Annotated in this window: 24 protein-coding genes; 17 read left to right on the top strand and 7 right to left on the bottom strand. The window is 70.3% G+C overall.

Going from position 1 to position 25,280, the window contains the following annotated elements:
* Positions 1-67 precede the first annotated feature (67 nt).
* Together FO470_RS07065 and hemF are read left to right on the top strand one after the other, a co-directional pair.
* The gene (locus FO470_RS07065; protein ID WP_144342248.1) at positions 68-763 is read left to right on the top strand and encodes a VIT1/CCC1 transporter family protein; all 696 of its coding nucleotides are present in this window, start codon (positions 68-70) and stop codon (positions 761-763) included.
* 100 nt (positions 764-863) lie between these two features.
* The gene (hemF, locus tag FO470_RS07060; RefSeq protein ID WP_144342247.1) at positions 864-1,757 is read left to right on the top strand and encodes an oxygen-dependent coproporphyrinogen oxidase; all 894 of its coding nucleotides are present in this window, start codon (positions 864-866) and stop codon (positions 1,755-1,757) included.
* 30 nt (positions 1,758-1,787) lie between these two features.
* On the opposite strand, the gene FO470_RS07055 is transcribed toward hemF, so the two are convergent.
* Genes FO470_RS07055 through FO470_RS07040 form a run of 4 tightly spaced genes read right to left on the bottom strand, consistent with a single transcriptional unit; the run spans position 1,788 to position 4,505 of the window.
* Positions 1,788-2,999, bottom strand: a complete 1,212-nt coding sequence (locus FO470_RS07055) for a CCA tRNA nucleotidyltransferase (RefSeq protein WP_144342246.1) — start codon at positions 2,997-2,999, stop codon at positions 1,788-1,790.
* The gene (locus FO470_RS07050; RefSeq protein WP_144342245.1) at positions 2,996-3,256 is read right to left on the bottom strand and encodes a DUF6111 family protein; all 261 of its coding nucleotides are present in this window, start codon (positions 3,254-3,256) and stop codon (positions 2,996-2,998) included. Before FO470_RS07050 ends, FO470_RS07055 begins: the two co-directional genes overlap by 4 nt.
* Entirely contained in the window at positions 3,256-3,921 is a 666-nt protein-coding gene (locus FO470_RS07045) for a CoA pyrophosphatase (RefSeq protein WP_144342244.1), read from the bottom strand. The genes FO470_RS07050 and FO470_RS07045 overlap by 1 nt, the downstream gene beginning before the upstream one ends.
* Positions 3,918-4,505: a DUF1285 domain-containing protein gene (locus FO470_RS07040; RefSeq protein WP_144342243.1), complete on the bottom strand. Its 588-nt coding sequence runs from the start codon at positions 4,503-4,505 to the stop codon at positions 3,918-3,920. Before FO470_RS07040 ends, FO470_RS07045 begins: the two co-directional genes overlap by 4 nt.
* Before the next feature lie 255 nt (positions 4,506-4,760).
* Here FO470_RS07040 and FO470_RS07035 point away from each other — a divergent pair, with 255 nt between their 5' ends.
* From FO470_RS07035 to FO470_RS07020, 4 genes are all read left to right on the top strand, one after another.
* Entirely contained in the window at positions 4,761-5,771 is a 1,011-nt protein-coding gene (locus tag FO470_RS07035; RefSeq protein WP_144342242.1) for an AAA family ATPase, read from the top strand.
* 109 nt (positions 5,772-5,880) lie between these two features.
* Positions 5,881-6,828, top strand: coding sequence for a DUF58 domain-containing protein (locus tag FO470_RS07030; RefSeq protein WP_144342241.1), 948 nt, complete (start codon positions 5,881-5,883; stop codon positions 6,826-6,828).
* Positions 6,825-9,707 (top strand): DUF4159 domain-containing protein, encoded by a 2,883-nt coding sequence (locus FO470_RS07025; RefSeq protein ID WP_144342240.1) that lies wholly within the window; start codon positions 6,825-6,827, stop codon positions 9,705-9,707. Before FO470_RS07030 ends, FO470_RS07025 begins: the two co-directional genes overlap by 4 nt.
* A complete protein-coding gene (locus tag FO470_RS07020; RefSeq protein WP_144342239.1) occupies positions 9,704-11,776 on the top strand; it encodes a hypothetical protein in 2,073 nt (690 codons plus the stop codon). Before FO470_RS07025 ends, FO470_RS07020 begins: the two co-directional genes overlap by 4 nt.
* 40 nt (positions 11,777-11,816) lie before the next feature.
* On the opposite strand, the gene FO470_RS07015 is transcribed toward FO470_RS07020, so the two are convergent.
* Complete coding sequence (locus FO470_RS07015; RefSeq protein WP_144342238.1) at positions 11,817-12,488, bottom strand: GntR family transcriptional regulator; 672 nt, start codon at positions 12,486-12,488, stop codon at positions 11,817-11,819.
* A 136-nt stretch (positions 12,489-12,624) separates the two neighbouring features.
* On the opposite strand from FO470_RS07015, the gene FO470_RS07010 reads away from it, so the two are divergent.
* The 8 genes from FO470_RS07010 to FO470_RS06975 all read left to right on the top strand — a co-directional run bounded on the left by FO470_RS07010 (position 12,625) and on the right by FO470_RS06975 (position 20,587).
* A complete protein-coding gene (locus tag FO470_RS07010; RefSeq protein WP_144342237.1) occupies positions 12,625-13,032 on the top strand; it encodes a cobalamin B12-binding domain-containing protein in 408 nt (135 codons plus the stop codon).
* A gap of 15 nt (positions 13,033-13,047) precedes the next feature.
* A complete protein-coding gene (locus FO470_RS07005) occupies positions 13,048-14,478 on the top strand; it encodes a phenylacetate--CoA ligase family protein (RefSeq protein ID WP_144342236.1) in 1,431 nt (476 codons plus the stop codon).
* Positions 14,475-15,497 carry a methylmalonyl Co-A mutase-associated GTPase MeaB gene (gene meaB / locus FO470_RS07000; RefSeq protein WP_144342235.1) on the top strand — a complete coding sequence of 341 codons (1,023 nt, stop codon included), beginning with the start codon at positions 14,475-14,477 and terminating at the stop codon, positions 15,495-15,497. The genes FO470_RS07005 and meaB overlap by 4 nt, the downstream gene beginning before the upstream one ends.
* Complete coding sequence (locus FO470_RS06995; RefSeq protein WP_186291877.1) at positions 15,448-17,154, top strand: methylmalonyl-CoA mutase family protein; 1,707 nt, start codon at positions 15,448-15,450, stop codon at positions 17,152-17,154. Before meaB ends, FO470_RS06995 begins: the two co-directional genes overlap by 50 nt.
* 8 nt (positions 17,155-17,162) lie before the next feature.
* Entirely contained in the window at positions 17,163-18,269 is a 1,107-nt protein-coding gene (locus FO470_RS06990) for a gamma carbonic anhydrase family protein (protein WP_144342234.1), read from the top strand.
* Positions 18,229-18,840, top strand: a complete 612-nt coding sequence (locus FO470_RS06985; RefSeq protein WP_144342233.1) for a cob(I)yrinic acid a,c-diamide adenosyltransferase — start codon at positions 18,229-18,231, stop codon at positions 18,838-18,840. The genes FO470_RS06990 and FO470_RS06985 overlap by 41 nt, the downstream gene beginning before the upstream one ends.
* Positions 18,841-19,002: 162 nt before the next feature.
* The gene (locus FO470_RS06980) at positions 19,003-20,001 is read left to right on the top strand and encodes an alpha/beta fold hydrolase (RefSeq protein ID WP_144342232.1); all 999 of its coding nucleotides are present in this window, start codon (positions 19,003-19,005) and stop codon (positions 19,999-20,001) included.
* A 61-nt stretch (positions 20,002-20,062) separates the two neighbouring features.
* On the top strand, positions 20,063-20,587 hold the full coding sequence (locus tag FO470_RS06975; RefSeq protein WP_144342231.1) for a dihydrofolate reductase family protein: 525 nt from the start codon (positions 20,063-20,065) through the stop codon (positions 20,585-20,587).
* A 17-nt stretch (positions 20,588-20,604) separates the two neighbouring features.
* On the opposite strand, the gene FO470_RS06970 is transcribed toward FO470_RS06975, so the two are convergent.
* Positions 20,605-21,141: a GNAT family N-acetyltransferase gene (locus FO470_RS06970; protein ID WP_144342230.1), complete on the bottom strand. Its 537-nt coding sequence runs from the start codon at positions 21,139-21,141 to the stop codon at positions 20,605-20,607.
* A gap of 298 nt (positions 21,142-21,439) precedes the next feature.
* On the opposite strand from FO470_RS06970, the gene FO470_RS06965 reads away from it, so the two are divergent.
* The 3 genes from FO470_RS06965 to FO470_RS06955 all read left to right on the top strand — a co-directional run bounded on the left by FO470_RS06965 (position 21,440) and on the right by FO470_RS06955 (position 24,550).
* Entirely contained in the window at positions 21,440-21,976 is a 537-nt protein-coding gene (locus tag FO470_RS06965; protein WP_144342229.1) for a GNAT family N-acetyltransferase, read from the top strand.
* A 127-nt stretch (positions 21,977-22,103) separates the two neighbouring features.
* Entirely contained in the window at positions 22,104-23,072 is a 969-nt protein-coding gene (locus FO470_RS06960; RefSeq protein WP_144342228.1) for a glutathione S-transferase family protein, read from the top strand.
* A gap of 62 nt (positions 23,073-23,134) precedes the next feature.
* Positions 23,135-24,550 (top strand): pyridoxal phosphate-dependent decarboxylase family protein, encoded by a 1,416-nt coding sequence (locus tag FO470_RS06955; RefSeq protein WP_144342227.1) that lies wholly within the window; start codon positions 23,135-23,137, stop codon positions 24,548-24,550.
* Here the strand turns inward: FO470_RS06955 and FO470_RS06950 are convergent.
* On the bottom strand, positions 24,547-25,230 hold the full coding sequence (locus FO470_RS06950) for a class I SAM-dependent methyltransferase (RefSeq protein ID WP_144342226.1): 684 nt from the start codon (positions 25,228-25,230) through the stop codon (positions 24,547-24,549). The genes FO470_RS06955 and FO470_RS06950 overlap by 4 nt on opposite strands.
* Positions 25,231-25,280 lie beyond the last annotated feature (50 nt).

The raw sequence follows: 25,280 nt of genomic DNA, 5'->3' as shown, positions 1-25,280 counted from the left end.
CTGCGCTTGTGCCCCGACGTTGCGGCGCCAGTGTGTCAGGACAGCACGGAATCTAGGGAGAATTTCGATGCGGCCACGCCATGCCGAAAACCATTTCGTCGGCCGCGCCGGCTGGCTGCGCGCCGCCGTGCTCGGCGCCAATGACGGCATCCTGTCGACGGCGAGCCTGATCGTCGGCGTCGCGGCGGCGAATGCCGACCGGAGCGCGGTGCTGCTGGCCGGCATCGCCGGGCTGGTCGCCGGCGCCATGTCGATGGCGGCGGGCGAATATGTCTCGGTCTCCTCGCAGGCGGACACCGAGCGCGCCGACCTCGCCCGCGAGACCGCCGAACTCGCCGCGGATCCCGCCTTCGAGCATGAGGAGCTGGCGCAGATCTACGAGGAGCGCGGTCTCGATCCCGCCCTGGCCAGCGAGGTCGCCCGCCAGTTGATGGCGAAGAACGCGCTGGAAACCCATGCGCGCGACGAACTCGGCATCACCGAGATCACCACCGCCCGCCCGGTGCAGGCGGCGCTGGCCTCGGCGGCGAGCTTCGCCATCGGCGCCGCCCTGCCCCTCGCCACCGTGCTGGTCGCGCCCGCCGGCAGCCTGCCGGTCGCCGTCTCGGGCGCCTCGCTGGTCTTCCTCGCCGTTCTTGGCGTGGCGGGCGCGAAAGCCGGCGGCGCCGACGCACGAAAGGCGGCCATCCGCGTTACCTTCTGGGGCGCTCTCGCCATGGCGGCGACCGCCGCCATCGGCGCGCTGTCCGGCCAGGTGGTGTGAACGTCCTGTAGCGGGTCCTGAGAATCCCGGACTTCCGGCCACCGGCCGGAGCGGCTAGAAGCACGGCGCGCCATCGGCAACGCAGGATCGAGAACCCGCCATGACGACCGCTCTCCCCGCCGACATCGAAGCCCGCAAGGCCGCCGCGCGCGGCTGGTTCGAGGAACTGCGCGACCGCATCTGCGCCGCGTTCGAGGCGCTGGAGCGCGAGGCCCCGGCATCTCTCTATCCCGGCGAGCCCGGCCGTTTCGTGCGCACGCCGTGGCAGCGCACCGACCATACCGGCGGCCCGGGCGGTGGCGGCATCATGTCGATCATGCACGGGCGGCTGTTCGAGAAGGTCGGCGTCCACTGCTCGACGGTCCATGGCGAGTTCGCCCCGGAATTCCGCAAGCAGATTCCCGGCGCCGAGGAAGACCCGCGCTTCCACGCCACCGGCATCTCGCTCATCGCCCACATGACCAACCCGCATGTGCCGGCCGTGCACATGAACACGCGCTTCGTCGTCACCACCAAGGCGTGGTTCGGCGGCGGCGCGGACCTGACCCCGGTGCTGGAAGCCCGCCGCACGCAGGACGACCCCGACGCCGTCGCCTTCCACGCCGCCATGCGCGGCGCCTGCGAAGGCCGCCTTCAGGTCGACTATGCCCGCTACAAGGCGTGGTGCGACGAGTATTTCTACCTTCCCCACCGCAAGGAACCGCGCGGCATCGGCGGCATCTTCTACGACTGGCTGGATTCGGGCGACCGCGACGCCGACTTCCACTTCACGAAAGCAGTCGGCCTCGCCTTCCTCGACATCTACCCGCGCCTCGTGCGCGCCAATCTCGACAAGCCCTGGACCGACGCCGAGCGTGAGGAACAGCTCATCCGCCGCGGCCGCTATGTCGAGTTCAACCTGCTCTACGACCGCGGCACCCTGTTCGGGCTGAAGACGGGAGGGAACGTCGATTCCATCCTCTCCTCCATGCCGCCTGTGGTGAAGTGGCCGTAGAGAAGGCCGCGCATCCGGCGGGGGTAGAGCCTAACCTATGGCCCCCCGCGCGATTCCTTCCAGCGCCTCCGCGCCCGTCGGGAACCCCGCCTCGATCCACGCTTCCTCGGCCCGCTTCAGCGCGGTGCCGAGCGCGGGGCCCGGCGTCAGCCCGCGCGCGATGAAATCCGCCGCCTTCAGCGGGAAGACCGGCAGCGGCCAGCCGGCGGCGAGGACGGCGAGGTCGCGCCAACCCGCATCGTCGAGCGCGGCGCCGGAGCGGGCGAAGGCGATCAGCGCGCGGTCCTGAAACGCCTCGCGCCCCATGCGGTAGAGAAATGCCTTCTGCCCCTTCTCGCACATCGCCGGTGCCGGCGCGGGGCCGGCCAGCGCGGCAAGCCGCTCCGCCTCGGCATTGGACAGGCGCAGCCCCTCGCGCAGCGCCTCGGCGTCCTCCTCGCCCCGCACCGCCAGCGCGCCCAGCCGGCGCACCGCATCGGGCGCCATGCCGAGCGCCGTCTCGACCTCGGTGAGACGGGAGAAGGTCGCCACGTCTCCCGCCCGCCCGAGCACCGGCGCGAGCAGGCCGGCGGCGTCCATCTGCGCAAGCGTCTCCGCCGCGCGGGGGGCGACGATGAGCTTCATCATCTCCGCCCGCACCCGCTCGCGCGAGAGCCGGCCGAGACCGTCCCGGTTGCGCACCGCTGCCGTCAGCGCCGCCGCGTCGAGCGGCCCCCGGCCGTAGGCGGCATGGAAGCGGAACAGCCGCAGGATGCGCAGATAATCCTCGCGGATGCGCACGTCGGGATCGCCGATGAAGCGCACCCGCCCCGCCTTCGCGTCGGCCGCTCCGTCCACGAGGTCGACGAGCTCGCCGGTGCGGGTGAGATAGAGCGCGTTCATGGTGAAGTCGCGCCGCCCGGCGTCGTGCGGCCAGCTCCGGCCGAAGACCACGCGCGCCCGGCGCCCGTCGGTCTCCACATCCTCGCGCAGCGTCGTCACCTCGTAGGGTTCGCCCTCCGCGATCACCGTCACCGTGCCGTGCTCGATGCCGGTCGGCACCGGCTTCAGCCCCGCCGCCACGGCCCGGCGCGTCACCTCTTCCGGCAGGGCGGTGGTGGCGATGTCGACGTCGGAGCGCACCCCGCGCCCGGTCAGCCAGTCGCGCACCGCGCCACCGACGATCCGCGCCTCCTCGCCGTCGCGGTCGAGCGCGTCGAGCACGCGGGCGAGCCCCGGCCGCCCCTCCAGAAGCGGGTTCATTCGATATGCCCCGGCACCAGCACCCCGTCCTGCCAGCTCGGCGGCACATAGCGGCCGGTGGTCGGCCCGCGCCCCGTCGCCTCGATGAAATAGAGGCTCGCCGCCACCAGCAGCACCGCCACTACGGCGCAACCGATCAGCGCCCGCAGCGACCAGCCGGCGAGGAAGGAATCCACCTTGCGGCCATAGCGCAGATACAGCGCGAAGGCGGCGAAGGGCAGCAGGAACAGCGCGATCTCGGCGAGGATGCGGGCCATCAGGCGTACACCCGCTCATAGAGGCTGCGCAGGATGCCGGCGGTGATGCCCCAGATACGGCGCTTCTCATAGGTCATGGCGTGGAAGGTGCGCATCAGCCCCAGCCATTCCCGGCTCTCCTGCCGGTGGTTGTCGGGGCTCATGAGGAAGTCGAGCGGCACCTCGAAGGCTTCGTCCACCTCGCCGGGATTGAGGGTGAGGCCGAATTCCGGCTTCACGATGCCGACGACCGGCACGATGCGGTAGCCGGTGCGCGAGAGATAGGCGTCGAGATAGCCGACGGGCGAGACCAGCTCGCGCGCCAGCCCCACCTCCTCCTCCGCCTCGCGCAGCGCCGCGTCCAGCGGGCCGGCATCGGTCGGGTCGATCTTGCCGCCGGGAAAGGCGATCTGCCCCGCATGGCTCGGCAGATCTGGGGAGCGCAGCGTGAGCAGCACGCTCGGCCGCTCGCGCGCCACCACCGGCACCAGCACCGCCGCGCCGCGCACCGGCATCGCGTCGACCATCGCGCGGAATTCCGGCGTCAGCTCATGGTCGCCGCGCGGCGCCTCACCGGTCAGGTCCGGCTCGTGAAGCAGCCGGGTTCGCGCCCGGGCGAGGAAATCGTCGAGCGTGAGAGGCATGGCCGATTCGGGAGAAGGGGCGGGTTGCGGCACGGCGGTCATCGGCTCTCTTTCACGGTCTCGGCGGCGGCGAGCGGAAAGAATGCCCCGCCCGAAGCGACGCCGAACACGGCGCGCCCCTCGACCTCCCTTTCCTCGGCCCGCTCGGCGAGGTCGAGGAACACCGCGCGGGTCAGCCGCGCCCACAGGCCGCGACGCACATATATATAGGGGCGCGGCTCGCCGTCCGCCCGCGTCTCGATGCGCAGCGGATGCTCGGCGTCCAGCGGCACGAGATCGTCGAGATTGGTGCGGAAGACAAGGCGCGGCCCACCCTCCCCCTCCTCCGCCGCCATGTCGACGGCGAGGAAAGGCGCGTCCTCCACCCGGATGCCCAGCTTCTCCACCGGCGTGACCAGCACATAGCGCTCGCCCTCGCGCGTGAGCACCGAGGCGAACAGGCGCACCAGCGCCGGCCGGGGGATCGGGCGGCCTTCATGGTGCCACACGCCCTCGCGGTCGATGGCGATGTCGATTTCGCCACAATCGGGCGGATTCCAGCGCTCGATCGGCGGCAGCGCCCGTTTCGCACCGTTTCCGACCCCGCGCATCAATTCGTCAAATCGGCCGGAAGCCTCTGAATTCATGACAAAATCCGTGTCACACATACGCAATCGCGCAGTCGTGATCCCCCGCCCGATAGTCGACGCGGTTCCAAGATAGCGTAAGCTCGCCCTTACGAAAGCCTGCGTCGGCCCTCCCGATCCAGCCCCAGACGGTACGGGAGTGCGTGCATTGCAACGGTCGATATTGCAGCGCACCATAGCCGACGGGAATGACGATGACGGGGCGTTGAATACGGGTCGCCCACCTACGGAACTCGGGGATTGCAGGAGAACGGCATGACGTCTGCCACCGGCGAGAATTTCGAATCCCTCGACGACATGATCATCCGCTCGGCGGAATCGACCGCGGCCAATGTGCGTGCCGCGCGCGCCGGCATCGGCGCGGTGATCTTCGGCCAGGAGGCCGTGGTCGAGCGCACCCTGATCACCATCCTCTCCGGCGGCCATGGCCTGCTGGTCGGCGTACCCGGCCTCGCCAAGACCAAGCTGGTGGAAACGCTCGGCGTGGTGCTCGGCCTCGACGCCCGCCGCGTGCAGTTCACCCCGGACCTGATGCCCTCCGACATCCTCGGCGCCGAGGTGCTGGAGGAGAGCGCGGGTGGGCGCCGTTCCTTCCGCTTCATTCCCGGCCCGGTCTTCGCCCAGCTTCTCATGGCGGACGAGATCAACCGCGCCTCCCCGCGCACCCAGTCGGCGCTGCTGCAATCCATGCAGGAAGGCCATGTGACGGTCGCCGGCGTGCGCCACGACCTGCCCAAGCCCTTCCACGTGCTGGCGACCCAGAACCCGCTGGAGCAGGAAGGCACCTATCCGCTGCCCGAAGCCCAGCTCGACCGCTTCATCATGGAAATCGACGTCGATTATCCCGACCGCGACGCCGAGAGGAAGATCCTGTTCGACACCACCAGCGCCGAGGAGACCAAGCCGCGCGCGGTGATGACCGCCGAGGAGCTCACCGCCGCCCAGCGGCTGGTGCGCCGCCTGCCCGTCGGCGAATCCGTGGTCGAGGCCATCCTCAACCTCGTGCGCTCGGCCCGTCCGGGCCCGGACGCCGGCGAACTCGGCAAGTTCATCGCCTGGGGTCCCGGCCCGCGCGCCTCGCAGTCCCTGATGCTCGCCGTGCGTGCCCGCGCGCTGCTCGACGGACGCTATGCGCCCTCGATCGACGACGTGGTGGCGCTGGCCGAGCCGATCCTCAAGCACCGCATGGCGCTCACCTTCGCGGCCCGCGCGGATGGCGAGACCGTGCCCGGCATCATCGCCAAGCTGGCCAAGCGTATCGGCTGATCCCATATCAGCCCGGCCTTCATTCCAGCCGTGTGGCTGGAGGATTGCATTGCCTTCTGGGACGGCCCGGAGCCGGCACAGCGGGACGACGTGACGAGGACCTGATCGGGTGGAGTTCGACGCCGATACAGCCGTGCGAAGCGCAGCGCAGGACGCGGCGGGCCTGGTGGCCGCCATGCCCCGTCTCGTGCTGGAGGCGCGCCGGATCGCGGCCAGCGTCTATCACGGCCTGCACGGGCGCCGCCGCGCCGGCACCGGCGAGAACTTCTGGCAGTACCGGCGCTTCATGGACGGCGAGCCCTCCGCCCGCGTCGACTGGCGCCGCTCGGCCCGCGACGACCATCTCTATGTGCGCGAGCGGGAATGGGAAGCCGCCCACACGGTGTGGATCTGGCCGGACCTGTCCTCCTCCATGGTCTTCGCCTCGCCGCTCGTCTGGGAAACCAAGCGCGACCGCGCCCTCATCGTCGCCTTCGCCCTCGCGGAGCTGCTGGTGCGCGGCGGCGAGCGCGTCGGCATTCCCGGGGTCATGCGCCCGTCCGCCTCGCGCCGCATCGTCGAGAAGATGGCGGAGGCGCTCGTCCACGCACCCAGCCTGCCGTCGAGCCTGCCCCCGGCCTTCTCGCCCTCGCCCCTCGCCGAGGTGGTGCTGCTGAGCGATCTGTGGAGCCCGACGCGCGAGATCGTCGCCAGCCTCGCCGGCCTTTCCGCCTCCGGCGCGCACGGCCATGTCGTGCAGATCTGCGATCCGGCGGAGGAGACCTTCCCCTTCTCCGGTCGCGTCGAATTCCGCGAGCCCGAGAGCGGCACCACGCTGACCATCGGCCGCGCCGAGACGGTGCGCGAGGAATACGTCGCCCGCGTCGCCACCCACCGCGCCACCATCCGCCGCGAGGCCGAGCGCCGTACCTGGAGCTTCCTCATCCACCGCACCGACCGTCCCGCCAGTGAGCTGCTGCTGGCCCTGCATGCCCGCATGAGCGGCGGCCACGGCGCCGTGCCGCCGAACGAGGGCACGCACGAGACGGGACGCGATGAATCGGGGCACGCCGCATGACGGGTTTCCTCGGCCTGCCCCTCGCCTTCACCACGCCGCTGCTGCTGGCCGCCCTCGCCGGCCTGCCGCTGCTGTGGTTCCTGCTGCGGCTGGTGCCGCCGCGCCCGCGCCGCGTCTCCTTCGCCCCCACGCGCCTCCTCCTCGACATCCCGCCCAAGGAGGAGACCCCGGCGCGCACGCCCTGGTGGCTCACCGCGCTGCGCCTGCTGCTCGCCGCGATCATCATCTTCGCCGCCGCCGGCCCGATCTGGAACCCGCCGGTCGCCGGCCCGGCCTCCTCCGGCCCGGTCGTGCTGCTCATCGATTCCGGCTGGCCGGCCGCCGCCACCTGGTCGGCCCGCCGTGCCAGCGCCGAGGGCGTGGTGGCCGATGCCGATCTCGAAGGGCGCGGCATCATCCTCGTTCCCACCGGCGAGCCGCCGCTGGAGCCGCGCGTGATGGCGCCGAACGAGGCGCGCGAGCGCCTGCGCACCCTCGCGCCGGTGCCGCACATGCCGGACCGGGCCCCGGCACTCGCCAGCCTGCGCAAGGCGCTGGCCGCCGCACCGGAAGCCTCCGTCGTCTATCTCTCGGACGGCGTGGCCTTGGAGGGCGTCGCCGGCGTGCCAGCCGACATCGCGAGCGCGGTCGGCGACCGTCCGCTCACCACATTGGTCTCCGGCGTCGCCGAACCGCTGGCGCTCACCGCCGCCGACAACGCCGTCGATGCGCTCACGGTGAAGGTGGTGCGGGCCGACCGCGACACGCTCGCCCGCTCCGGCACGGTGCGCGCGCTCGACCTGCGCGGCCTGCCTCTCGGCGATGCGCCCTTCGGCTTCGAGCCCGGCGCGAAGGAGACCGAAGCCCGCTTCGACCTGCCGGTGGAGATCCGCAACGAGGTCGCCCGCCTCGAAATCGTCGACGAGGAATCCGCCGGCGCCGTCCAGCTGCTCGACAAGCGCTGGCGCCGGCGCACGGTCGGCGTCGTCTCCGGCGCCACGGCGGACCAGCGCCAGCCGCTGCTCGCCCCGTCCTATTATCTCACCCGCGCGCTCGGCCCCTTCGCCGACATCCGTACCGCGGACGGTGCCGGCACCAGCGAGGCGGTGGACCGCTTCATCGAGCAGAAGCTCCCCGTCATCATCCTCTCCGACATCGGCACGCTGCCGCCGGAGACGCATGAACGCCTCACCCGCTGGATCGAGGGCGGCGGCGTTCTCATCCGCTTCGCCGGCCCGCGCCTCGCCAATGGTTCGGACGACCTCGTGCCGGTCACGCTGCGACGGGGCGGGCGCGTGCTCGGCGGTTCGCTCTCCTGGGAGCAGCCGCAGTCGCTGGGCGGCTTCTCGGCCGAAGGGCCGTTCCGCGACGTGGCCGTGCCGAACGACGTCACCGTCGAGCGGCAGGTCCTCGCCGAGCCGGACGGCCTACTCGCCTCGCGCACCTGGGCGACGCTGTCGGACGGCACGCCCCTCGTCACCGGGGAGCGGCGCGGCGCCGGCACGCTGGTGCTGTTCCACGTCACCGCCGACACCTCCTGGTCGAACCTGCCGATCTCCGGCGCCTTCGTCGACATGCTGCGCCGGGTGGTGGCGCTCGGCGGCGCCAGCGCGGCCGAGATCGCCGCCGACCAGAGCGGCGCGAACGCGACCACCGGCGAGACCGTCGCCCCGAGCCGCCTGCTGGACGGCTTCGGCGCCTTCCGCCCCACCATGCCCACCGCCAAGGCGATCCCGGTCGGCTTCAACGGCCGGGCCAGCGCCGACCATCCGCCGGGCTTCTACGGCCCGCCGGAAGGGCTGGTGGCGGTCAACGCCCTGTTGCCGCGCGACCGGCTCGCCGCGCTCGACTTGTCCGGCCTCGGCCGCGTCGAGCCCTATCGCGACGTCACGCCGCGCGACCTGCGCGCCCCGCTGCTGCTGGCGCTGCTCGCCCTGCTGCTCGTCGATGCCATGATCGTGTTCCTGCTCGCCGGCGGCTTCTCCCGCCTCACCGCCCGCCGCGCCGCGAGCGCGTCCGCCCTGCTGCTGGCCGTCGGCCTCGCCGCGGCGCTGCCGCTCGACCGGGCCGGCGCGCAGACGGCGGCCCCGGCCACGCCACCCGCGAGCGCCGCCGCCCCGGCCGACAAGCCGATGACGCAGGCGCAGACCGACTTTGCCATCCAGGCCACCAACGCCACCCGCCTCGCCTATGTCGTCACCGGCGACGCCGAGACCGACGCCGTCAGCCGCGCCGGGCTGAAGGGGCTGACCTCCTTCCTCGGCGAACGCACCGCGCTGGAGGCCGGCGAGCCGATGGGCGTCGACATCGCCCGCGACGAGCTCTCCTTCTTCCCGCTCATCTACTGGCCCATCGTGCCCGGCGCCGCCCGGCCGAGCCAGGAGACGCTGGCGCGCATCGATGCCTTCATGAAGCAGGGCGGCACCATCATCTTCGACACGCGCGACGCTGAGACCACGATGCCCGGCTCGAACGGCGCCGGCACGCCCGCCAACGACACGCTGCGCACCATCCTCTCCGGCCTCGACGTCCCCGAGCTGGAGCCGGTGCCGCGCGATCACGTGCTCACCAAGGCGTTCTACCTGCTGCGCGACTTCCCTGGCCGCTTCAACGGCGGCACCACCTGGGTGGAGGCCCTGCCGGCCGCCGCGGAGGGCGAGGAGCGCCCGGCCCGCGCCGGCGACGGCGTATCGCCCGTGGTCATCACCTCCAACGACCTCGCCGGCGCCTGGGCGCTCGACGATGACGGCCAGCCCATGCTGCCCGTCTCCGGCGGCGGCCAGCGCCAGCGCGAGCTCGCCTTCCGCGCCGGCGCCAATCTCGTGATGTACGTCCTCACCGGCAACTACAAGGCCGACCAGGTGCACGTGCCCGCGCTGCTCGAGAGGCTCGGACAATGAATCTCGGCCTCGCCTTCGATCCGCTCATCCCGCTGCCCTGGCTGATCGCCGCCGCCGTTCTGGCGGGTGCCGTGGCGCTCCTCGTCCTCGTCTCGCGCACCCGCGGCTCGCTGCTGCGCGCGCTCGCCATCGCGCTCGCCGTGCTGGCGCTCGCCAATCCCTCGCTGACGCAGGAAGAGCGCGAACCGCTCTCCACCGTCGTCGCCGTCGTCGTCGACCGGAGCGCCAGCCAGGAATTCGGCGACCGCACGCAGATGACGGAGGCCGCCCGCGCCGAGCTGGAGACCCGCCTCGCCCGCCTGAAGGAGCAGGGCGCCGAAATCCGCTTCATCGATGCCGGCGGCGGTGCCGGCGAGGTGGACGGCACGCGCCTGTTCACCGCGCTCTCGGCCGGTCTCGCGGATGTGCCGCCCGAGCGCGTGGCCGGCGCCATCTTCCTCACCGACGGGCGCGTGCACGACATTCCCGCCACCATCGCCTCGCTCGGCTTCCGCGCGCCGGTGCACGCCATCGTCTCCGGCCATGAGGGCGAGCGCGACCGCCGCGTGGCGCTCACCTCCACACCGCGCTTCGGCATCGTCGGCCAGCGCCAGACGGTCGGCTACCGCGTCGAGGACGAGGGCGCGCCGGCCGGCGCGCGCGTCTCCGTCACCGTGCGGCGCGACGGTGAGGTCGTGGCGAGCCCCATCGTCACCGCCGGCCAGCCGGCCACCGTCGAGGTCGAGATCACCCATGCGGGGGCCAACATCGTCGAGATCGAGGCCGCCGGCCTCGACGGCGAGCTGACCCCGGTCAACAACCGCGCCGCGGTCTCCATCGACGGCGTGCGCGACAAGCTGCGCGTGTTGCTGGTCTCCGGCGAGCCGCATGTGGGCGAGCGCACCTGGCGTAACCTGCTGAAGTCCGACGCCAATGTGGACCTCGTGCATTTCACCATCCTGCGCCCGCCGGAGAAGCAGGACGGCACGCCGATCAACGAGCTGTCGCTCATCGCCTTCCCGACGCGCGAGCTGTTTCAGCAGAAGATCAAGGACTTCGATCTGATCATCTTCGACCGCTACGCCCAGCAGGGCGTGCTGCCGATGATCTATTTCGACAACATCGTGCGCTACGTCGAGGAAGGCGGCGCGCTGCTGGTCGCCGCCGGCACCGACTACATCTCCGACGGCTCGGTCTATTACACGCCGCTCGATTCCATCCTGCCGGCCGCGCCCACCGGCCAGATGACGGAGACGCCTTACCGCGCGCATCTCACCGAGGCCGGCCAACGCCATCCCGTCACCCGCGCCCTCCCCGGCTCGCAGAGCGATCCCCCGGCCTGGTCGCGCTTTTTCCGCGTCATCGACACCCAGAACCCGCGCGGCACCAGCGTGATGGACGGGCCGGACGGCAAGCCCGTGGTGCTGCTCGACCGCGTCGGCGAGGGCCGCGTCGCGCTGCTGCTGTCCGATCATTTCTGGCTCTGGGCGCGCGGCTTCGAAGGTGGCGGCCCGCATATCGACCTGCTGCGCCGCCTGTCGCACTGGCTGATGAAGGAGCCCGACCTCGAGGAGGAACGTCTGCGCATGAGCGCCCATGGCGGCGACCTCGTGGTCGAGCGCCAGACCATGGGCGATTCCGCCCCGCCCGTGACCGTCACCACCCCCACCGGCGCCAGCCGTCAGGTGACGCTGGAATCGGCCGCGCCCGGCCTGTTCCGCGCCACCTTCCCGGCCGACACGCTCGGCCTCTGGCGCGCCACCGACGGCACCCATACGGCTCTCGTCAATGTCGGCCCGCTCAATCCGCGCGAATTCTCCGAGGTCACGTCGACCACGCAGGCGCTGCGCCCGACGGTCGAGGCGACGGGCGGCGGCGTCTGGCGCATGGCGAACCTTTCCGGCGGTGTCCCGCGCGTCGTCGCGGTGCGCTCGGGCGAACGCTTCGCCGGCGACGACTGGATGGGCCTCGCCATGCGCGACGTCTCGGTGGTGCGTGGCCTCGGCCTGTTCCCCCTCTTCGCGGGGCTGTCGGGCCTGCTCATCCTGCTCGCCGGCGTCGCCGCCGCCTGGGCACGCGAAGGCCGGTAGGCCGCCGCGCCGGCACAGGGAAGACCACGGGCCCTCCCCTTCACTCGGTGGAAGCGCTCGGGGTCTCGGCCGGTTTTTCCACCCGCTCATAGGCCTCGATCAGGTGCCGGCGCATCAGCTCGGCCGCGCCTTCGGCATCGCCGCGGATCATGGCCTCCAGTATCCGCCCGTGTTCCTGCCAGACGCTGATCGACATCCCCGGATAGCGCAGCACCTGTCCCATGGCCCGACGCAGGTGGCGCCAGTGCAGGCGCATCGTCTCGCCGACGATGGGATTGCCGGACAGGTCGTAGATGAAGGAATGGAAGTCCATGTCGGCCTGTAGGCCGGCGCGGGCATCGCCGGCCACGACCATGTTGCGGCCGTGCTCGATCAGTGAGCGGCCGCGCAGGATCGCCTGCTTGGTCAGCCGTGGCGTCGCCAGCCGGACGGCGAGAGGCTCCACGGCCGAGCGAAACTGATAGATCGCCTCGAAGAACGCAGCGTCGACCGGCGTCACGATCAGGCCGCGCCGGCCCGACTGGGCGAGGAACCCCTGCGCCTTGAGCACGACCAGCGCATGCGTGACCGGCTGCCGGGAGACCTTCAGGCGCGCCGCGATGTCTTCCTGCGTCAGCCGCTCGCCGGGCTTGAACGTCCCGTCGCTGAGGGCGTCGAGGATCACCTCATAGGCTTGATCGACCAGGCTTTTCGGCGCTTCCAGGGACTCCAAGCCCGCATCCTCCGCAAGAATCGTGTTGCCACGCAGCAATATGGCGACCGCTTGACAGGGTCACAAGCCATCTGCACTCTGCGTTCGGAGTTCTGAATTCAGAGTTCGATAAGAAACTCGACAAGGGAGGACTGAGGTGACGCAGCCCATCCGTGTGCTTCTCGCGAAGGTTGGCCTCGATGGCCATGATCGCGGCGTGAAGGTGGTGGCCCGAACCCTGCGCGACGCGGGCATGGACGTCATCTATTCCGGCCTGCACCGCACGCCCGAGGAGGTCGTGACCGCCGCGATCCAGGAAGACGTGGACGTGCTCGGCGTGAGCCTGCTCTCCGGCGTGCAGCTCACTGTCTTCCCGAAGATCTTCCAGCTTCTGGCCAGCAAGGGCGCCGACGACATGATCGTCGTCGCCGGCGGGGTGATGCCGGACGAGGATGTCGTCGAGATCAAGAGGATGGGAGTGCGGGAGGTCCTGCTGCAGGACACGCCGCCGGACGAGATCGTGCAGACGCTGACCCGTCTCGTCGCCGAACGTGGCGAGCGGTGAGAGGGAGGGCGCGCCATGGAATCCTGGTCCTTCCCGCCCTCCTACGACGCCTCCTATCTCCCCCCGACCGACAGCCGCTACTGGTTCCGGCAGCGCGAGACCATGCCGCCCGGTGATCGCGAGAAGGCGATACTGGAGCGACTGCGCGTCGTCTGCCGCTATGCCTATGACCACTCGCCCTTCTACCGCCGCCGCTGGAACGAGGCCGGCTTCCACCCCGACCAGCTGCGCTCGCTGGAGGATTTCGAGGACCGGGTTCCGGTCGTCACCAAGAAGGAGCTGAGGGAATCGCAGGCGATGTCGCCGCCCTTCGGCGACTATCTCTGCATCCCCGACGCCGAGGTCTTCCACATCCACGGGACCAGCGGCACCACCGGGCGCCCCACCGCCTTCGCCATCGGCCGCAACGATTGGATCGCCATCGCCAATGCCCATGCCCGCATCATGTGGGCGATGGGCATGCGGCCGGGCGACATGATCTGCATCGCCGCCATCCTCAGCCTCTACATGGGAAGCTGGGGCGCTCTGTCGGGCGCCGAACGCCTCGGGGCCAAGGCGTTCCCGTTCGGGGCCGGCGCTCCGGGAATGACCATACGCTGCGCGCAATGGCTCGACACCATGAAGCCGGCGGGCTTCTACGGCACGCCCACCTACGCGCTGCATCTCGCCCAGGCCGCCCGCGACGAGGGCCTCAACCCGCGGGAGTTCGGCCTCAAATACATGTTCTTCTCGGGCGAGCCGGGAGCATCCATCCCCGGCGTGCGCGACCGCATCGCCGATCTCTTCGGCGCCAAGGTGTTCGACTGCGGCTCGATGGCCGAAATGACCCCGTGGATGAACGTCGCCGGCTCGGCCGAGACCGAGGGCATGCTCTGCTGGCAGGACATCGTCTACACCGAGGTCTGCGATCCCGCGACGATGCGGCGCGTCCCCTACGGCCAGCGCGGCACGCCCGTCTACACCCATCTGGAGCGGACCTCGCAGCCGATGATCCGCCTCGCCTCCGGCGACCTGACGCTCTGGCAGGACGGGCCGAACCCGTGCGGGCGCACCTATCCGCGGCTCCCCCACGGGATCTTCGGCCGGATCGACGACATGTTCACCATCCGCGGCGAGAACGTCTATCCCAGCGAGATCGACGCCGCACTCAACCAGACGCCCGGCTATGGCGGCGAGCACCAGATCGTCATCACCCGCGAAGCCGCGATGGACGAGCTGCTGCTGCGGGTCGAGGCGGATGAGGGCACCTTCGCCAGCGGCGAGCTGGAGCGCTTCCGGGCGGACGTCAGCCACCGCATCCAGAAGCTGCTCGGGCTTCGCACGAGGGCCGAGATCGTCGCCAAGGGCACCCTGCCGCGCACCGATTTCAAGGCGCGCCGCGTCACCGACGACCGTTCCGTCTTTCGCGAGATGTACGCCCAGATCGAGGCGGAGAGCGGCGCATGAGCCGCTATGTCCCCTCGAGCGAGCTGGTGGAGCGCGCCGCGCGCGGCGAGGTGCCGGCCATCGGCCGCCTGATATCGCGCGCCGAAGCCGGCATGCCGGAAGCGCGGGGGGCGCTGGCCACGATCTACCGGCGCGCCGGCCGCGCCCATGTCATCGGCCTGACCGGCGTTCCCGGCAGTGGCAAGTCCACCCTCGTCGCCGCGCTCACCGCGCGCCTGCGCACGCAGGGCCTGAAGGTCGGCATCGTCGCGGTCGACCCGTCGAGCCCCTATTCGGGCGGCGCCATCCTCGGCGACCGCATCCGCATGTCGGACCTCGTCAACGACCCCGGCGTCTACATCCGCAGCATGGCGACGCGCGGGGCGATGGGCGGGCTGGCGCGGGCGACGCTCGACGCCGTCGACATCCTCGATCTCGGCGGCTTCGACACCATCATCATCGAGACCGTCGGCGTCGGCCAGGACGAGGTCGAGATCGCCAAGGCCTCCCACACCACCGTCGTCGTCTCGGCACCGGGGCTGGGCGACGAGATCCAGGCCATCAAGGCCGGCATGCTGGAAATCGCCGACATCCACGTCGTGTCGAAATGCGACCGCAGCGACGCCAACCGCACGCTCGTCGACATCAAGCAGATGCTGACGCTCGGCGCGGCGACGTCGGCGAAGCCGGAATGGCAGACGCCGGTCGTCGGCGTCAGCTCCTATACGGGCGAGGGCTTCGACGCGCTCACCCGCGCCATCGACAGGCACCGGGACGTGGCGTTCGGCACGGCGAGCGGCAGCCGGCGGCAATTGGCGATCGCCCGCTTCCGGCTGGAGAAGACGGCGGAAAACCTGCTCATCGAGCGCTTCGCCAAGGCCGCCGTGACCCGCGCACCGGCGCTGGCGGAACGTCTCCGGCGCCGCGACGCCGACCCCTACTCGCTAGCCAATGAACTGCTTGCCGCGTCGTTTGAACGAGGATCGGCCCATGAACGAGACCATCACCGCCCGCCCCATTTCGCAGAAGACCATTGGTGAGCTTCGCGCCGAGGAACGGGACTGGGAGGCGAACGAGGTCGCGCAGTTCCTGCACAAGCAGGCGGAGCGCCGGAGCGACTTCTTCACGCTCGGCGACATCCCGGTCAAGCGCACCTACACCGCCGCCGACCTCGCCGATACGCCGGTCGAGGATATCGGCCTGCCCGGCCGCTACCCGTTCACCCGCGGCCCCTACCCCACCATGTACCGCTCGCGGACCTGGACGATGCGCCAGATCGCCGGCTTCGGCACCGGCGAGGATACCAACAAGCGCTTCAAATACCTGATCGCGCAGGGCCAGACCGGCATCTCGACCGATTTCGATATGCCGACCCTGATGGGCTACGATTCCGACCACCCGATGAGCGAGGGCGAGGTCGGCCGCGAAGGCGTGGCGATCGACACGCTGGCCGACATGGAGGCGCTGTTCGACGGCATCGATCTGGAGAAGATCTCCGTCTCCATGACGATCAATCCGTCGGCCTGGATCCTGCTCGCCATGTACATCGTGCTCGCGGAGAAGCGCGGCTACGACCTCAACAAGCTCTCGGGGACGATCCAGGCCGACATCCTCAAGGAGTACATGGCGCAGAAGGAATACGTCTTCCCCATCGCGCCGTCGGTGCGGATCGTCCGCGACTGCATCACCTACTGCGCCCGGAACCTGAAGCGGTACAACCCGATCAACATTTCCGGCTACCACATCTCGGAGGCCGGTTCCTCGCCGCTGCACGAGGCCGCCTTCACCCTCGCCAACCTGATCGTCTATGTCGAGGAAGTGCTCAAGACCGGCATGCAGGTGGATGAGTTCGCCCCCCGCCTCGCCTTCTTCTTCGTCTGCCAGGCGGACTTCTTCGAAGAGATCGCCAAGTTCCGCGCCCTGCGGCGCTGCTACGCCAAGATCATGAAGGAGCGCTTCGGGGCGCAGAACCCGGAATCCATGCGCCTGCGCTTCCATTGCCAGACCGCGGCGGCCTCGCTGACCAAGCCGCAATACATGGTCAATGTCGTGCGCACCGCCATGCAGGCGCTCGCCGCCGCGCTGGGCGGCACCCAGTCGCTGCACACCAACGGCTATGACGAGGCCTTCGCGATCCCTACCGAGGATGCGATGCGCATGGCGCTGCGCACCCAGCAGGTGATCGCCGAGGAGACCAACGTCACGCAGGTCGTCGACCCGCTGGGCGGCTCCTATTACGTCGAGTCCCTGACCACCGAATATGAGAAGCGGATCTTCGACATCCTCGAGGAGGTCGAGGAGCGCGGCGGCACGCTCAAGCTCATCCAGGAGGGCTGGTTCCAGCGCCACATCGCCGACTTCGCCTATGAGACCGCCCTGCGCAAGCAGTCCGGCGAGAAGCCCGTCATCGGCGTCAACTGCTTCGTCGACGACACGCCCGATCCCGTCATCCACACTCATCCCTACGACCAGACGACGGCGGCCCGCCAGATCGCCCGGACACAGCGCGTGCGCAGCGAGCGCGATCCGGTGAAGTTCGACCTGCTGCTGCAGCAGCTCGTGGAGACGGCCCGGGACCCGTCGCGGAACATCATGCCGATCACGATCGAGCTGGTCCGCGCCGGGGCGACGATGGGCGACATCATCGAGACGCTGAAGGGCGTGTGGGGCACCTATCGCGAAACGCCGGTGTTCTGAGCGGTACCATGGCGAGCGAACTCCTCCTGCGGGCCGCCCCCTTCATCCTTCCCTTCGAGGGAACCTGCCCGCGCTTCGCCGCTGAGCCCCGCCTGTGCGGTGCTGACGCGAGCGTCCTCGGCCGGGTGACCCTCGGCGCACGGGCGGTGCTCGGCGCCGGGACGGTCATTCGCGCCGACGGGCATTTCGTGCGGATCGGCGACGATTTTCACCTCGGGGAGGTGTCGACCGTCCATATCGCCCACGAGGTCTATCCCGCGATCATCGGCGACAGGGTGACCGTGGGGCGCGACGCCGTCATCCATGCCTGCACCGTCGGCGATGACTGCGTGATCGAGGACAAGGTGGTGGTTCTCGACGGCTCCGTGGTGGAGGACGGCGTCCTCATCGAGGCTGGCTCCATCGTCTTCCCGCGCTCGACGCTGAACAGCGGCTTCGCCTATGCCGGAAGCCCGGCCAAGCCGGTCCGCGAGCTGGCCCCGGGCGAGCTGGGAGAGCGGGCGCGGCTCCTTCGCGAAGCCGCGGCCGCCTCTCCGTTCACGGCCGCGGCCGGAGAAGCAGGCGAGGCCGAAAACCTCCATCCCCACGCCTTCGTCGCGCAGACGGCCCGCCTCGCCGGCGCGGTCGAACTCGGCGCCGGTTCCGGCGTCTTCTTCGGCTGCCGGCTCGATGCCGCCGGGACGGCGATCTCCATCGGCGCCAACACCAACGTTCAGGACAACACCCGCATCGACGCCGCCGAAGGCACCGTCGTCATCGGCCCGGACACCACCATCGGCCACAACGTCAACATTCGGGCGGGCCGCATCGGCGCGCGCGCCCTGATCGGCATCGGCGCCGATCTCGCGGCCGGTACCGTCGTCGACGACGACGTGCTGCTCGCCGCCGGGTCCACGACCGCCCCGCAACAGCAGCTCGAAGGCGGCTGGCTCTGGGGCGGGCACCCGGCGCGTCCGCTCTCGCGGCTCGACGATACGAGGCGCGCCGCCATGCAGGACATCGTCCATCAATACCGCGCCTATGGGGCGGCCTATCGCGCCGCGCAGGATCGCCCGACACAACAGGGAGGGTCGAATGGGACATCGCCTATCGCGGATCGTCACCCGCACCGGTGATCAGGGCCAGACCGGCCTCGGTTCCGGCCTGAGGGTCGACAAGGACAGCCCGCCGATCGAAACGCTGGGCGCCATCGACGAGCTGAACAGCTGGATCGGCGTCCTTGTCGCGCTGTCCAGCTCGCAGGCGACGCGGGAGATCTTCACGCTGGTGCAGCACGATCTCTTCGATCTCGGCGCGCAGATCAGCGTGCCCGGCACCCCGCTCCTGTCGCGCGCTCACCTCTCGCGCATCGAGGCGGCCTTCGAACAGGCAAATGCCGGACTGGGCATGCCGGAGGAATTCATACTCCCCGGCGGGGCGCCGACATCCGCCTTCGCCCATATCGCCCGCACCGTATGCCGGCGGGCCGAGCGGCGCCTGTTCAGCCTCGCGCAGATCGAGCACAGCGTCCCGGAACTGTACGAGGCCGGCGGCGCGGCATCGCCGCCCGAGAATTTCGGCCTGTCCTATCTCAATCGGCTGTCCGACCTGCTGTTCATCGTCGCGCGTCTCGAAAACCGCGCGGATGGCCGCCCCGACGTTCTGTGGGAGCGCGGAAAGAGCCTGAGCAGCGGGGCCGCGGCTTGAGCCGCCACGCCCGCAACCGGGACCGGGGAAAAGCCCCCGCTCTCCCCTCCTTGTGACCCCCTGCGTGCCCGACCTGCCCTAGTTTCGAACCGGCCCCGATCTGGCGGGGCCGGCGCGGCATTGCCGCGTGCCGCCCCGCTTCGAAACTGGAGATCCGAGCCGGTGAATCCCGTCCGTCTGTGCCTGTCTGCCGCCCTTCTCTGCTTCGGCACCGCCGCTCTTGCCGACACACAACAGACCTACGGCCCCGAGCTTCAGGGCTTCGACTATCCTCACCCGGTGAAGCGCTTCGACTTCACCTCGCAGGGCAAGCCGGTGTCCATGGCCTATATGGACGTCGCCCCCGCCGGCACGGCGAACGGGCGCACCGTCGTGCTGCTGCACGGCAAGAATTTCTGCGGCGCCACCTGGCAGGGCACCATCGACGTGCTCACCAAGGCCGGCTTCCGCGTCGTCGTCCCCGACCAGATCGGCTTCTGCGCCTCGACCAAGCCGGAGGGCTACCAGTTCAGCTTCCACCAGCTCGCCGACAACACCCGCAAGCTGCTCGCCTCGCTCGGCATCGAGAAGGCGACCGTCATGGGCCACTCCATGGGCGGCATGCTGGCGGCGCGCTACGCCCTCTCCTTCCCGGCGGCGACCGAGAAGCTGGTGATGGTCAACCCGCTGGGGCTGGAGGACTGGAAGGCCAAGGGCGTGCCCTACGCCACCATCGACCAGCTCTATCAGGGCGAGCTCAAGACAAGCTTCGACTCCATCAAGGGCTACCAGCTCAAATTCTACTACAACGGCCAGTGGAAGCCGGAATATGACCGCTGGGTGGCCATGCAGGCCGGCCTCTATGGCGGGCCGGGCAAGGAGATCGTCGCCTGGAACCAGGCCCGGACCTCCGACATGGTCTTCACCCAGCCGGTCGTCTACGAGTTCGGCGACATCGCCGTGCCGACGCTGCTGTTCGTCGGCATGACCGACAAGACCGCGCCCGGCGCCAACCGGGCCGCGCCCGAGGTCGCCAGGACGCTCGGCAACTATGCCGAACTCGGCAAGGCCACGGCGAAGGCCATCCCCGGCGCCCGGCTGATCGAATTCCCCGGCCTCGGCCACTCGCCGCAGGTCGAGGCGCCGGAGACGTTCCACAAGGCGCTGCTGGAAGCGCTCTGAGCTGGAAGGCGGATCCCTCGCCAGTCATGCTCGCCCCTCCTCGAATCGACGGGAGCCCCTCATGAGCACGATCCGCGGCTTCATCGCCGCCAGCCTCGACAGCTACATCGCCGACCGGGACGGCGGTATCGGCTGGCTCACCCCGTTCGACGACGTCGATTACGACTATGCCGGCTTCATCGCCGGCATCGGCACGGTGGTGATGGGGCGCGGGACCTTCGATGCCGTCGCTGGCTTCGAGGGCGGCTGGCCCTATGCCGGCAAGCGCGGCATCGTCGTCACCTCCACGCCGCTCCCCGATGCACCGCCCGGCGTCGAGGCGTGGCATGCCGGCGTTCCCGCACTGATCGCGTATCTGCGCGCGCAGGACGGCGGGAATGCCTGGGTGGTCGGCGGCGGTGGGCTGCAGGCGGCCTTCATCGCTGCCGACGCGCTCGACCGGCTCGATCTCTTCGTCATTCCGGTGCTGCTCGGCAGCGGCGTGCCGCTCTTCCCGCCGGAGGCCACCCCGTCGCGCCGGCTGGCGCTCGAGGGAACGGAAAGCTACGCCAACGGCATGGTGCGGCTGCGCTATGCGCTGAGCTGACGGCCGGACGGTCGCGTTTACGCCGCCGGCGCCTGCTGGAAGGCCGCCTTGCGCACCGCGCCGCGCACCGCCTCCATCGGCGTGCCGTCCAGCGCGCAGACCAGCACGCGGGCCGGGTCCACCGGCCCCGGCAGGCTCACCTGCCCGTGTGGCACGCGGTGGAAGCCCAGGCGTCCGTAATAGGGCTCGTCGCCGACCAGCAGCACCAGCCGCGCCGCGCCCTCGGCGGACATCGCCGCCTTCGCCGCGTCGAGGCAGCGCTCCACCAGCCGCCGGCCGATGCCGTGCGAGCGGAAGGGCGGCTCCACCGTCAGCGGGCCGAGCAGCAGCGCCGGCAATTCGCCGATCTCGATCGGCGTGAGCCGCACCGAGCCCACCAGCATCGTGCCGATATAGGCGGTGAAGGACAGGTCGCGCCGGTGCGGGTTGTTCTCGCGCAGCCGGTAGGCCGTGCGCGCGAAGCGGCCCGGCCCGAAGGTGCGCGCCACCAGCCGCTCGATCGCGGCGTCGTCGGAAGGGTTCTCAGGCAGCAGGGAAATGGAAAGCTCGGTCATGCTGGCTCTCGGCACTCAGACATCGGCACGCTGCCGCGCCGAGCGTCCGCGCCTCACGGCCGCCGGCAGGCAGAGACGGACAGGCACGCACGCGCGCTGGCGCGGCGGGCTGGCTCCTCTCGTCGTCGCTGGGCCGGCATCCGGTTCATCTGGCTTTCCCTAGATCGGACGCGCCCGATAGCACAGCCGGCGGGCGAGGTCGAGCACGCATTTGCCGGCGGATCCGCATGGCACGTTGCCGGGCAACGGCACGCCGGCTAGACAGGGTGAGGATACCTCGCCTCCTGCCGGGTCCATTATGACCACCCTCACGCTCCGCCCGCTTCTCCCCCATCCCGCCGATGTCGACGCCCTCGCCGTGCTGCTCGTCGAGACGGTGGCCGGCGGCGGTTCGGTCGGCTTCATGGATCCGCTGGCACCGGACGAAGCCGCCGCCTTCTGGCGCGCCGCGCTGGAGGCGGCCGCGCGCGGCGGGCGCGTCGTGCTCGGCGCCTTTACGCGGGATGAACGCGCGCAGGACGAACTCGTCGGCACCGTCAGCCTGCTGCTCGATCTGCCGCCCAACCAGCCGCACCGGGCCGAGATCGCCAAGATGATGACCCGCCCCTCCCATCGCGGCCGGGGCGTCGCCACCGCCCTGCTGCGCGAGGCCGAGCGCCTTGCCGCCGCACGCGGGCGCACGCTGCTGGTGCTCGACACCGCCGTCGATGGCGGCGCCTCCGGCCTCTACGAGAAGCTCGGCTATGTCCGGGCCGGCGAGATCCCCGATTTCGCGCTCAAGCCGCAGGGCGGGCTCACCGGCACGCGGCTCTACTGGAAGCGCCTCCCCGCCTGAGCGTCCCGCCCGAGCCCGCCGGCGCGGCATCGGCGCAAGACCATGCTGCCGGCCGCGCAAGCGATGCCCGCTGGCGCCCGCGCCGTTCCGCCCTACTCTGGAAACAGCAACGGAACGGGAGGCACCCATGGGATTGCTCGTCGAAGGCAAGTGGGTCGACAAATGGTACGACACCCAGAGCACGGGTGGCCGCTTCGTGCGCACCGTCACCCGCTTCCGCAACTGGATCACGCCGGACGGCGCCCCCGGCCCCACCGGTGAAGGCGGCTTTCCGGCGGAAGCGGGGCGCTACCACCTCTACGTCTCCTATGCCTGCCCCTGGGCGCACCGCACGCTCATCTTCCGCCAGCTGAAGAAGCTGGCGGACATCGTCTCCGTCTCGGTGATCGATCCCTTCATGGGCGCCGAGGGCTGGGTCTTCGCCGACCACGCCGCGCGCCGCACCGAGGGCGCGACGAGCGATTCCGTGCTGGGCATGAAGCGGCTCTACGAGGTCTATCTCACCGCCGATCCCGCCTATTCCGGCCGCGTCACCGTGCCCGTGCTGTGGGACCGGCGGCGCGCCACCATCGTCAGCAACGAGTCGGCGGAGATCATCCGCATGTTCAACTCAGGCTTCGGCGCCTTCACCGACGACCGCCACGACTACTACCCCCCGGCCCTCGCCGCCGAGATCGACGCGCTCAACGCGCGCATCTACGACACGGTGAACAACGGCGTCTACAAGGCCGGCTTCGCCACCTCGCAGGAGGCCTATGAGGAGGCCGTCGCCGCCCTGTTCGCGATGCTGGACGAGCTGGAAGCCCGGCTCGCCGGCCGCTCTTGGCTGATGGGCGAGACGCTGACCGAGGTGGATGTGCGCCTGTTCACCACGCTGATCCGCTTCGACGCGGTCTATGTCGGCCACTTCAAGTGCAACATCCGCCGCATCGCGGATTACCCGAACCTGTCGCGCTTCCTGAAAGCCCTCTACCACCTGCCCGGCGTGGCGCAGACGGTGAACCTCACCCACATCAAGCGGCACTATTACGAGAGCCACAAGACCATCAACCCGACCGGCATCGTGCCGGTGGGGCCGGAGCTGGAGTGGATATGAAGCGGGCGTGAAGCGTCTCGTGGATGGTTGCCGGCGTCCGTGCGCAGGCATAGCCTTCCTTCATGCCGCTCTACGACACGCCCGCCCCGGAACGCCGCGCGCTGGACCTGTCCGGCGCCGAGATCGACGCCTTGCTCGACAGGGCCTGCGATCTCGCGCGCGATTATTGGGCCGGGCTCGACGCGATGCCGGCGGGGCCGCGCTCGACTCACGCCGAAACCACCCGCCTGTTCGCCCGTCCCTGGGCGGAGGGCGGGCGCGGCACGGCGGTGCTGGAGGATTTCAAGACCATAGCAACGCATGCGCGTCCCTCGACCGGGCGCTTCTTCGGTTATGTGTTCGGCTCCGGCGAGCCGGTCGGCGCGGTCGGCGACCTGCTGGCCTCGGTGCTGAACCAGAATTGCGGCGCCTGGCGCTCCGCCCCGGCGGCCGTCGCCATCGAGCAGGCGGTGATCGGCTGGCTCGGCGAGGCCATAGGCTGCCCCGGCTTCACCGGCAGCCTGTGTGGCGGCGGCTCGGCGGCCAATCTCATGGCGCTGGCCATGGCCCGCGAGGCGAAGCTGCCGGCCAATGAGGATGGCGCCCGACCGGGCATCGTCTACGCCTCCGAGCAGGTGCACATGTCGATCCCGAAGGCCGTGGCGCTGATCGGCATTGGCCGACGCAACCTGCGCCTGATCCCGGTCGATGCCGGCCACCGCATGCGCGTCGACGCACTGGAGGCGGCGATTGCGGCCGACCGCGCCGCCGGGCTCACGCCGATTGCCATCGTCGCGACCGGCGGTACCGTGGCGACCGGCGGCATCGACCCGCTCCCGGCGCTCGCCGCCATCGCCGCGCGCGAGGATATGTGGCTGCATGTCGATGGCGCCTTCGGCGTGCTGGCCGCGCTCGCCGCACCGGAATTGTTCGAGGGACTGGCGCTCGCCGACTCGGTCTCGCTCGACGCGCACAAATGGCTGTACCAGCCGGTCGATTGCGGCTGCCTGCTATACCGCCACCGCGGCGTGGCGCGGCAGAGCTTTTCCCACACCGGCGACTACGTGAAGGCGCTCAACGAGGACCCGGCCGAGGCCTTCCCCTTCTTCGAGGAGAGCGTCGAGCTGTCGCGCCGCTTCCGCGCGCTCAAGCTGTGGCTGTCGCTGCAATATCACGGACGGGCGGCCTTCCGCGCCGCCATCGGCCGCGACCTCGCCCATGCGCGGCTGCTGGAGGAACTGGTCGCCGCACGGCCGGAACTGGCACTCCTGTCGCGCGGCAGGCTCAGCGCCGTGTGCTTCCGCCACCGCGACCGGGACAATACGGCGCTGCTGCGCCGTCTCCTGGCGCGTGGGCGGGTCTATCTGTCGAATGCCACCATCGATGGCGCCTTCGCCCTGCGCGCCTGCTTCGTCAACCACCGCACGCGCGAGGAAGACGTCCGGCTGATCGTGTCGGAAGTGCTGGCGGCGGGCGCCGAGGTGAACGGCGCGGCCTAGCCGGCCAGCGCCACCGGCTCCGTCGCCCCCGCGATCTCCGCCTCGCTGCGCTTGCGGAAGCGCACCATGGTGTACATGCCCAGCGCCACGTCGCGCTTGATCGGCATGTCGACCGTGCCGTTCTTCAGCGCCCAGTTGTGCAGCCGCGCGAACTGGAATTCCGGACGCCAGCCGAGCTTGCGGGCGCGGCGGGCGAACCATTTCTCGAAGGCCGCACGCGGGCCGTCCTCGGCGCCGAGATGGTTGACGAGGATGATCTCGCCACCCGGCTTCAGCACCCGGGCCATCTCGTCCAGCGTTTCTTCCGGATGCGGCACCACGGTGATCACGAACTGCGCCATCACCACGTCGAAGGAATTGTCGGCGAAGCCCATATGGGCGCCGTCCATCAGGCACAGGCCCTCGACATGGTCGAGCTTTTCCTTCTCCACCCGCTCGCGCGCCTTCTGAAGCATGGGCTCGGAGATGTCGACGCCGACGAGGCGGTTGGTGCGCTTGTAGTTCGGCAGGGCGAAGCCGGTGCCGACGCCGAATTCGAGGATGCGACCGCCGATCCGCTCCGCCGCCTGCAGCGCCGCCTTGCGGCCCGGCTCGAAGACGGCGCCGAACACCACGTCGTAGATCGGCGCCCAGCGGGCATAGGCTTCCTCGACGGTGCTGCGGTCGAGATCGGTCGTCATCGTGTTCCCCACCCTTCTTGTCCCATTCAACCCTTGCGGGCTCGCCGGCA

Source organism: Ancylobacter moscoviensis, from assembly GCF_007559435.1.
Taxonomy (GTDB): Bacteria; Pseudomonadota; Alphaproteobacteria; order Rhizobiales; family Xanthobacteraceae; genus Ancylobacter; species Ancylobacter moscoviensis.
Note: the sequence above shows the minus strand (reverse complement) of the source record. Positions and strands in the feature narration are given on the sequence as shown.

Excerpts from the sequence above, each read along its gene's own strand:
- FO470_RS07005 (WP_144342236.1), top strand. The coding sequence starts at position 13,048 with ATGGAATCCTGGTCCTTCCCGCCCTCCTACGACGCCTCCTATCTCCCC.
- FO470_RS06990 (WP_144342234.1), top strand. The coding sequence starts at position 17,163 with ATGGCGAGCGAACTCCTCCTGCGGGCCGCCCCCTTCATCCTTCCCTTC.
- FO470_RS06950 (WP_144342226.1), bottom strand. The coding sequence starts at position 25,230 with ATGACGACCGATCTCGACCGCAGCACCGTCGAGGAAGCCTATGCCCGC.
- FO470_RS07055 (WP_144342246.1), bottom strand. The coding sequence starts at position 2,999 with ATGAACCCGCTTCTGGAGGGGCGGCCGGGGCTCGCCCGCGTGCTCGAC.
- FO470_RS06995 (WP_186291877.1), top strand. The coding sequence starts at position 15,448 with ATGAACGAGACCATCACCGCCCGCCCCATTTCGCAGAAGACCATTGGT.
- FO470_RS07020 (WP_144342239.1), top strand. The coding sequence starts at position 9,704 with ATGAATCTCGGCCTCGCCTTCGATCCGCTCATCCCGCTGCCCTGGCTG.
- FO470_RS07025 (WP_144342240.1), top strand. The coding sequence starts at position 6,825 with ATGACGGGTTTCCTCGGCCTGCCCCTCGCCTTCACCACGCCGCTGCTG.
- FO470_RS06970 (WP_144342230.1), bottom strand. The coding sequence starts at position 21,141 with ATGACCGAGCTTTCCATTTCCCTGCTGCCTGAGAACCCTTCCGACGAC.
- FO470_RS06975 (WP_144342231.1), top strand. The coding sequence starts at position 20,063 with ATGAGCACGATCCGCGGCTTCATCGCCGCCAGCCTCGACAGCTACATC.
- FO470_RS06960 (WP_144342228.1), top strand. The coding sequence starts at position 22,104 with ATGGGATTGCTCGTCGAAGGCAAGTGGGTCGACAAATGGTACGACACC.
- meaB (WP_144342235.1), top strand. The coding sequence starts at position 14,475 with ATGAGCCGCTATGTCCCCTCGAGCGAGCTGGTGGAGCGCGCCGCGCGC.
- FO470_RS06955 (WP_144342227.1), top strand. The coding sequence starts at position 23,135 with ATGCCGCTCTACGACACGCCCGCCCCGGAACGCCGCGCGCTGGACCTG.
- FO470_RS07045 (WP_144342244.1), bottom strand. The coding sequence starts at position 3,921 with ATGACCGCCGTGCCGCAACCCGCCCCTTCTCCCGAATCGGCCATGCCT.
- hemF (WP_144342247.1), top strand. The coding sequence starts at position 864 with ATGACGACCGCTCTCCCCGCCGACATCGAAGCCCGCAAGGCCGCCGCG.
- FO470_RS07040 (WP_144342243.1), bottom strand. The coding sequence starts at position 4,505 with ATGAATTCAGAGGCTTCCGGCCGATTTGACGAATTGATGCGCGGGGTC.
- FO470_RS07065 (WP_144342248.1), top strand. The coding sequence starts at position 68 with ATGCGGCCACGCCATGCCGAAAACCATTTCGTCGGCCGCGCCGGCTGG.
- FO470_RS07050 (WP_144342245.1), bottom strand. The coding sequence starts at position 3,256 with ATGGCCCGCATCCTCGCCGAGATCGCGCTGTTCCTGCTGCCCTTCGCC.
- FO470_RS06985 (WP_144342233.1), top strand. The coding sequence starts at position 18,229 with ATGGGACATCGCCTATCGCGGATCGTCACCCGCACCGGTGATCAGGGC.
- FO470_RS06965 (WP_144342229.1), top strand. The coding sequence starts at position 21,440 with ATGACCACCCTCACGCTCCGCCCGCTTCTCCCCCATCCCGCCGATGTC.
- FO470_RS07035 (WP_144342242.1), top strand. The coding sequence starts at position 4,761 with ATGACGTCTGCCACCGGCGAGAATTTCGAATCCCTCGACGACATGATC.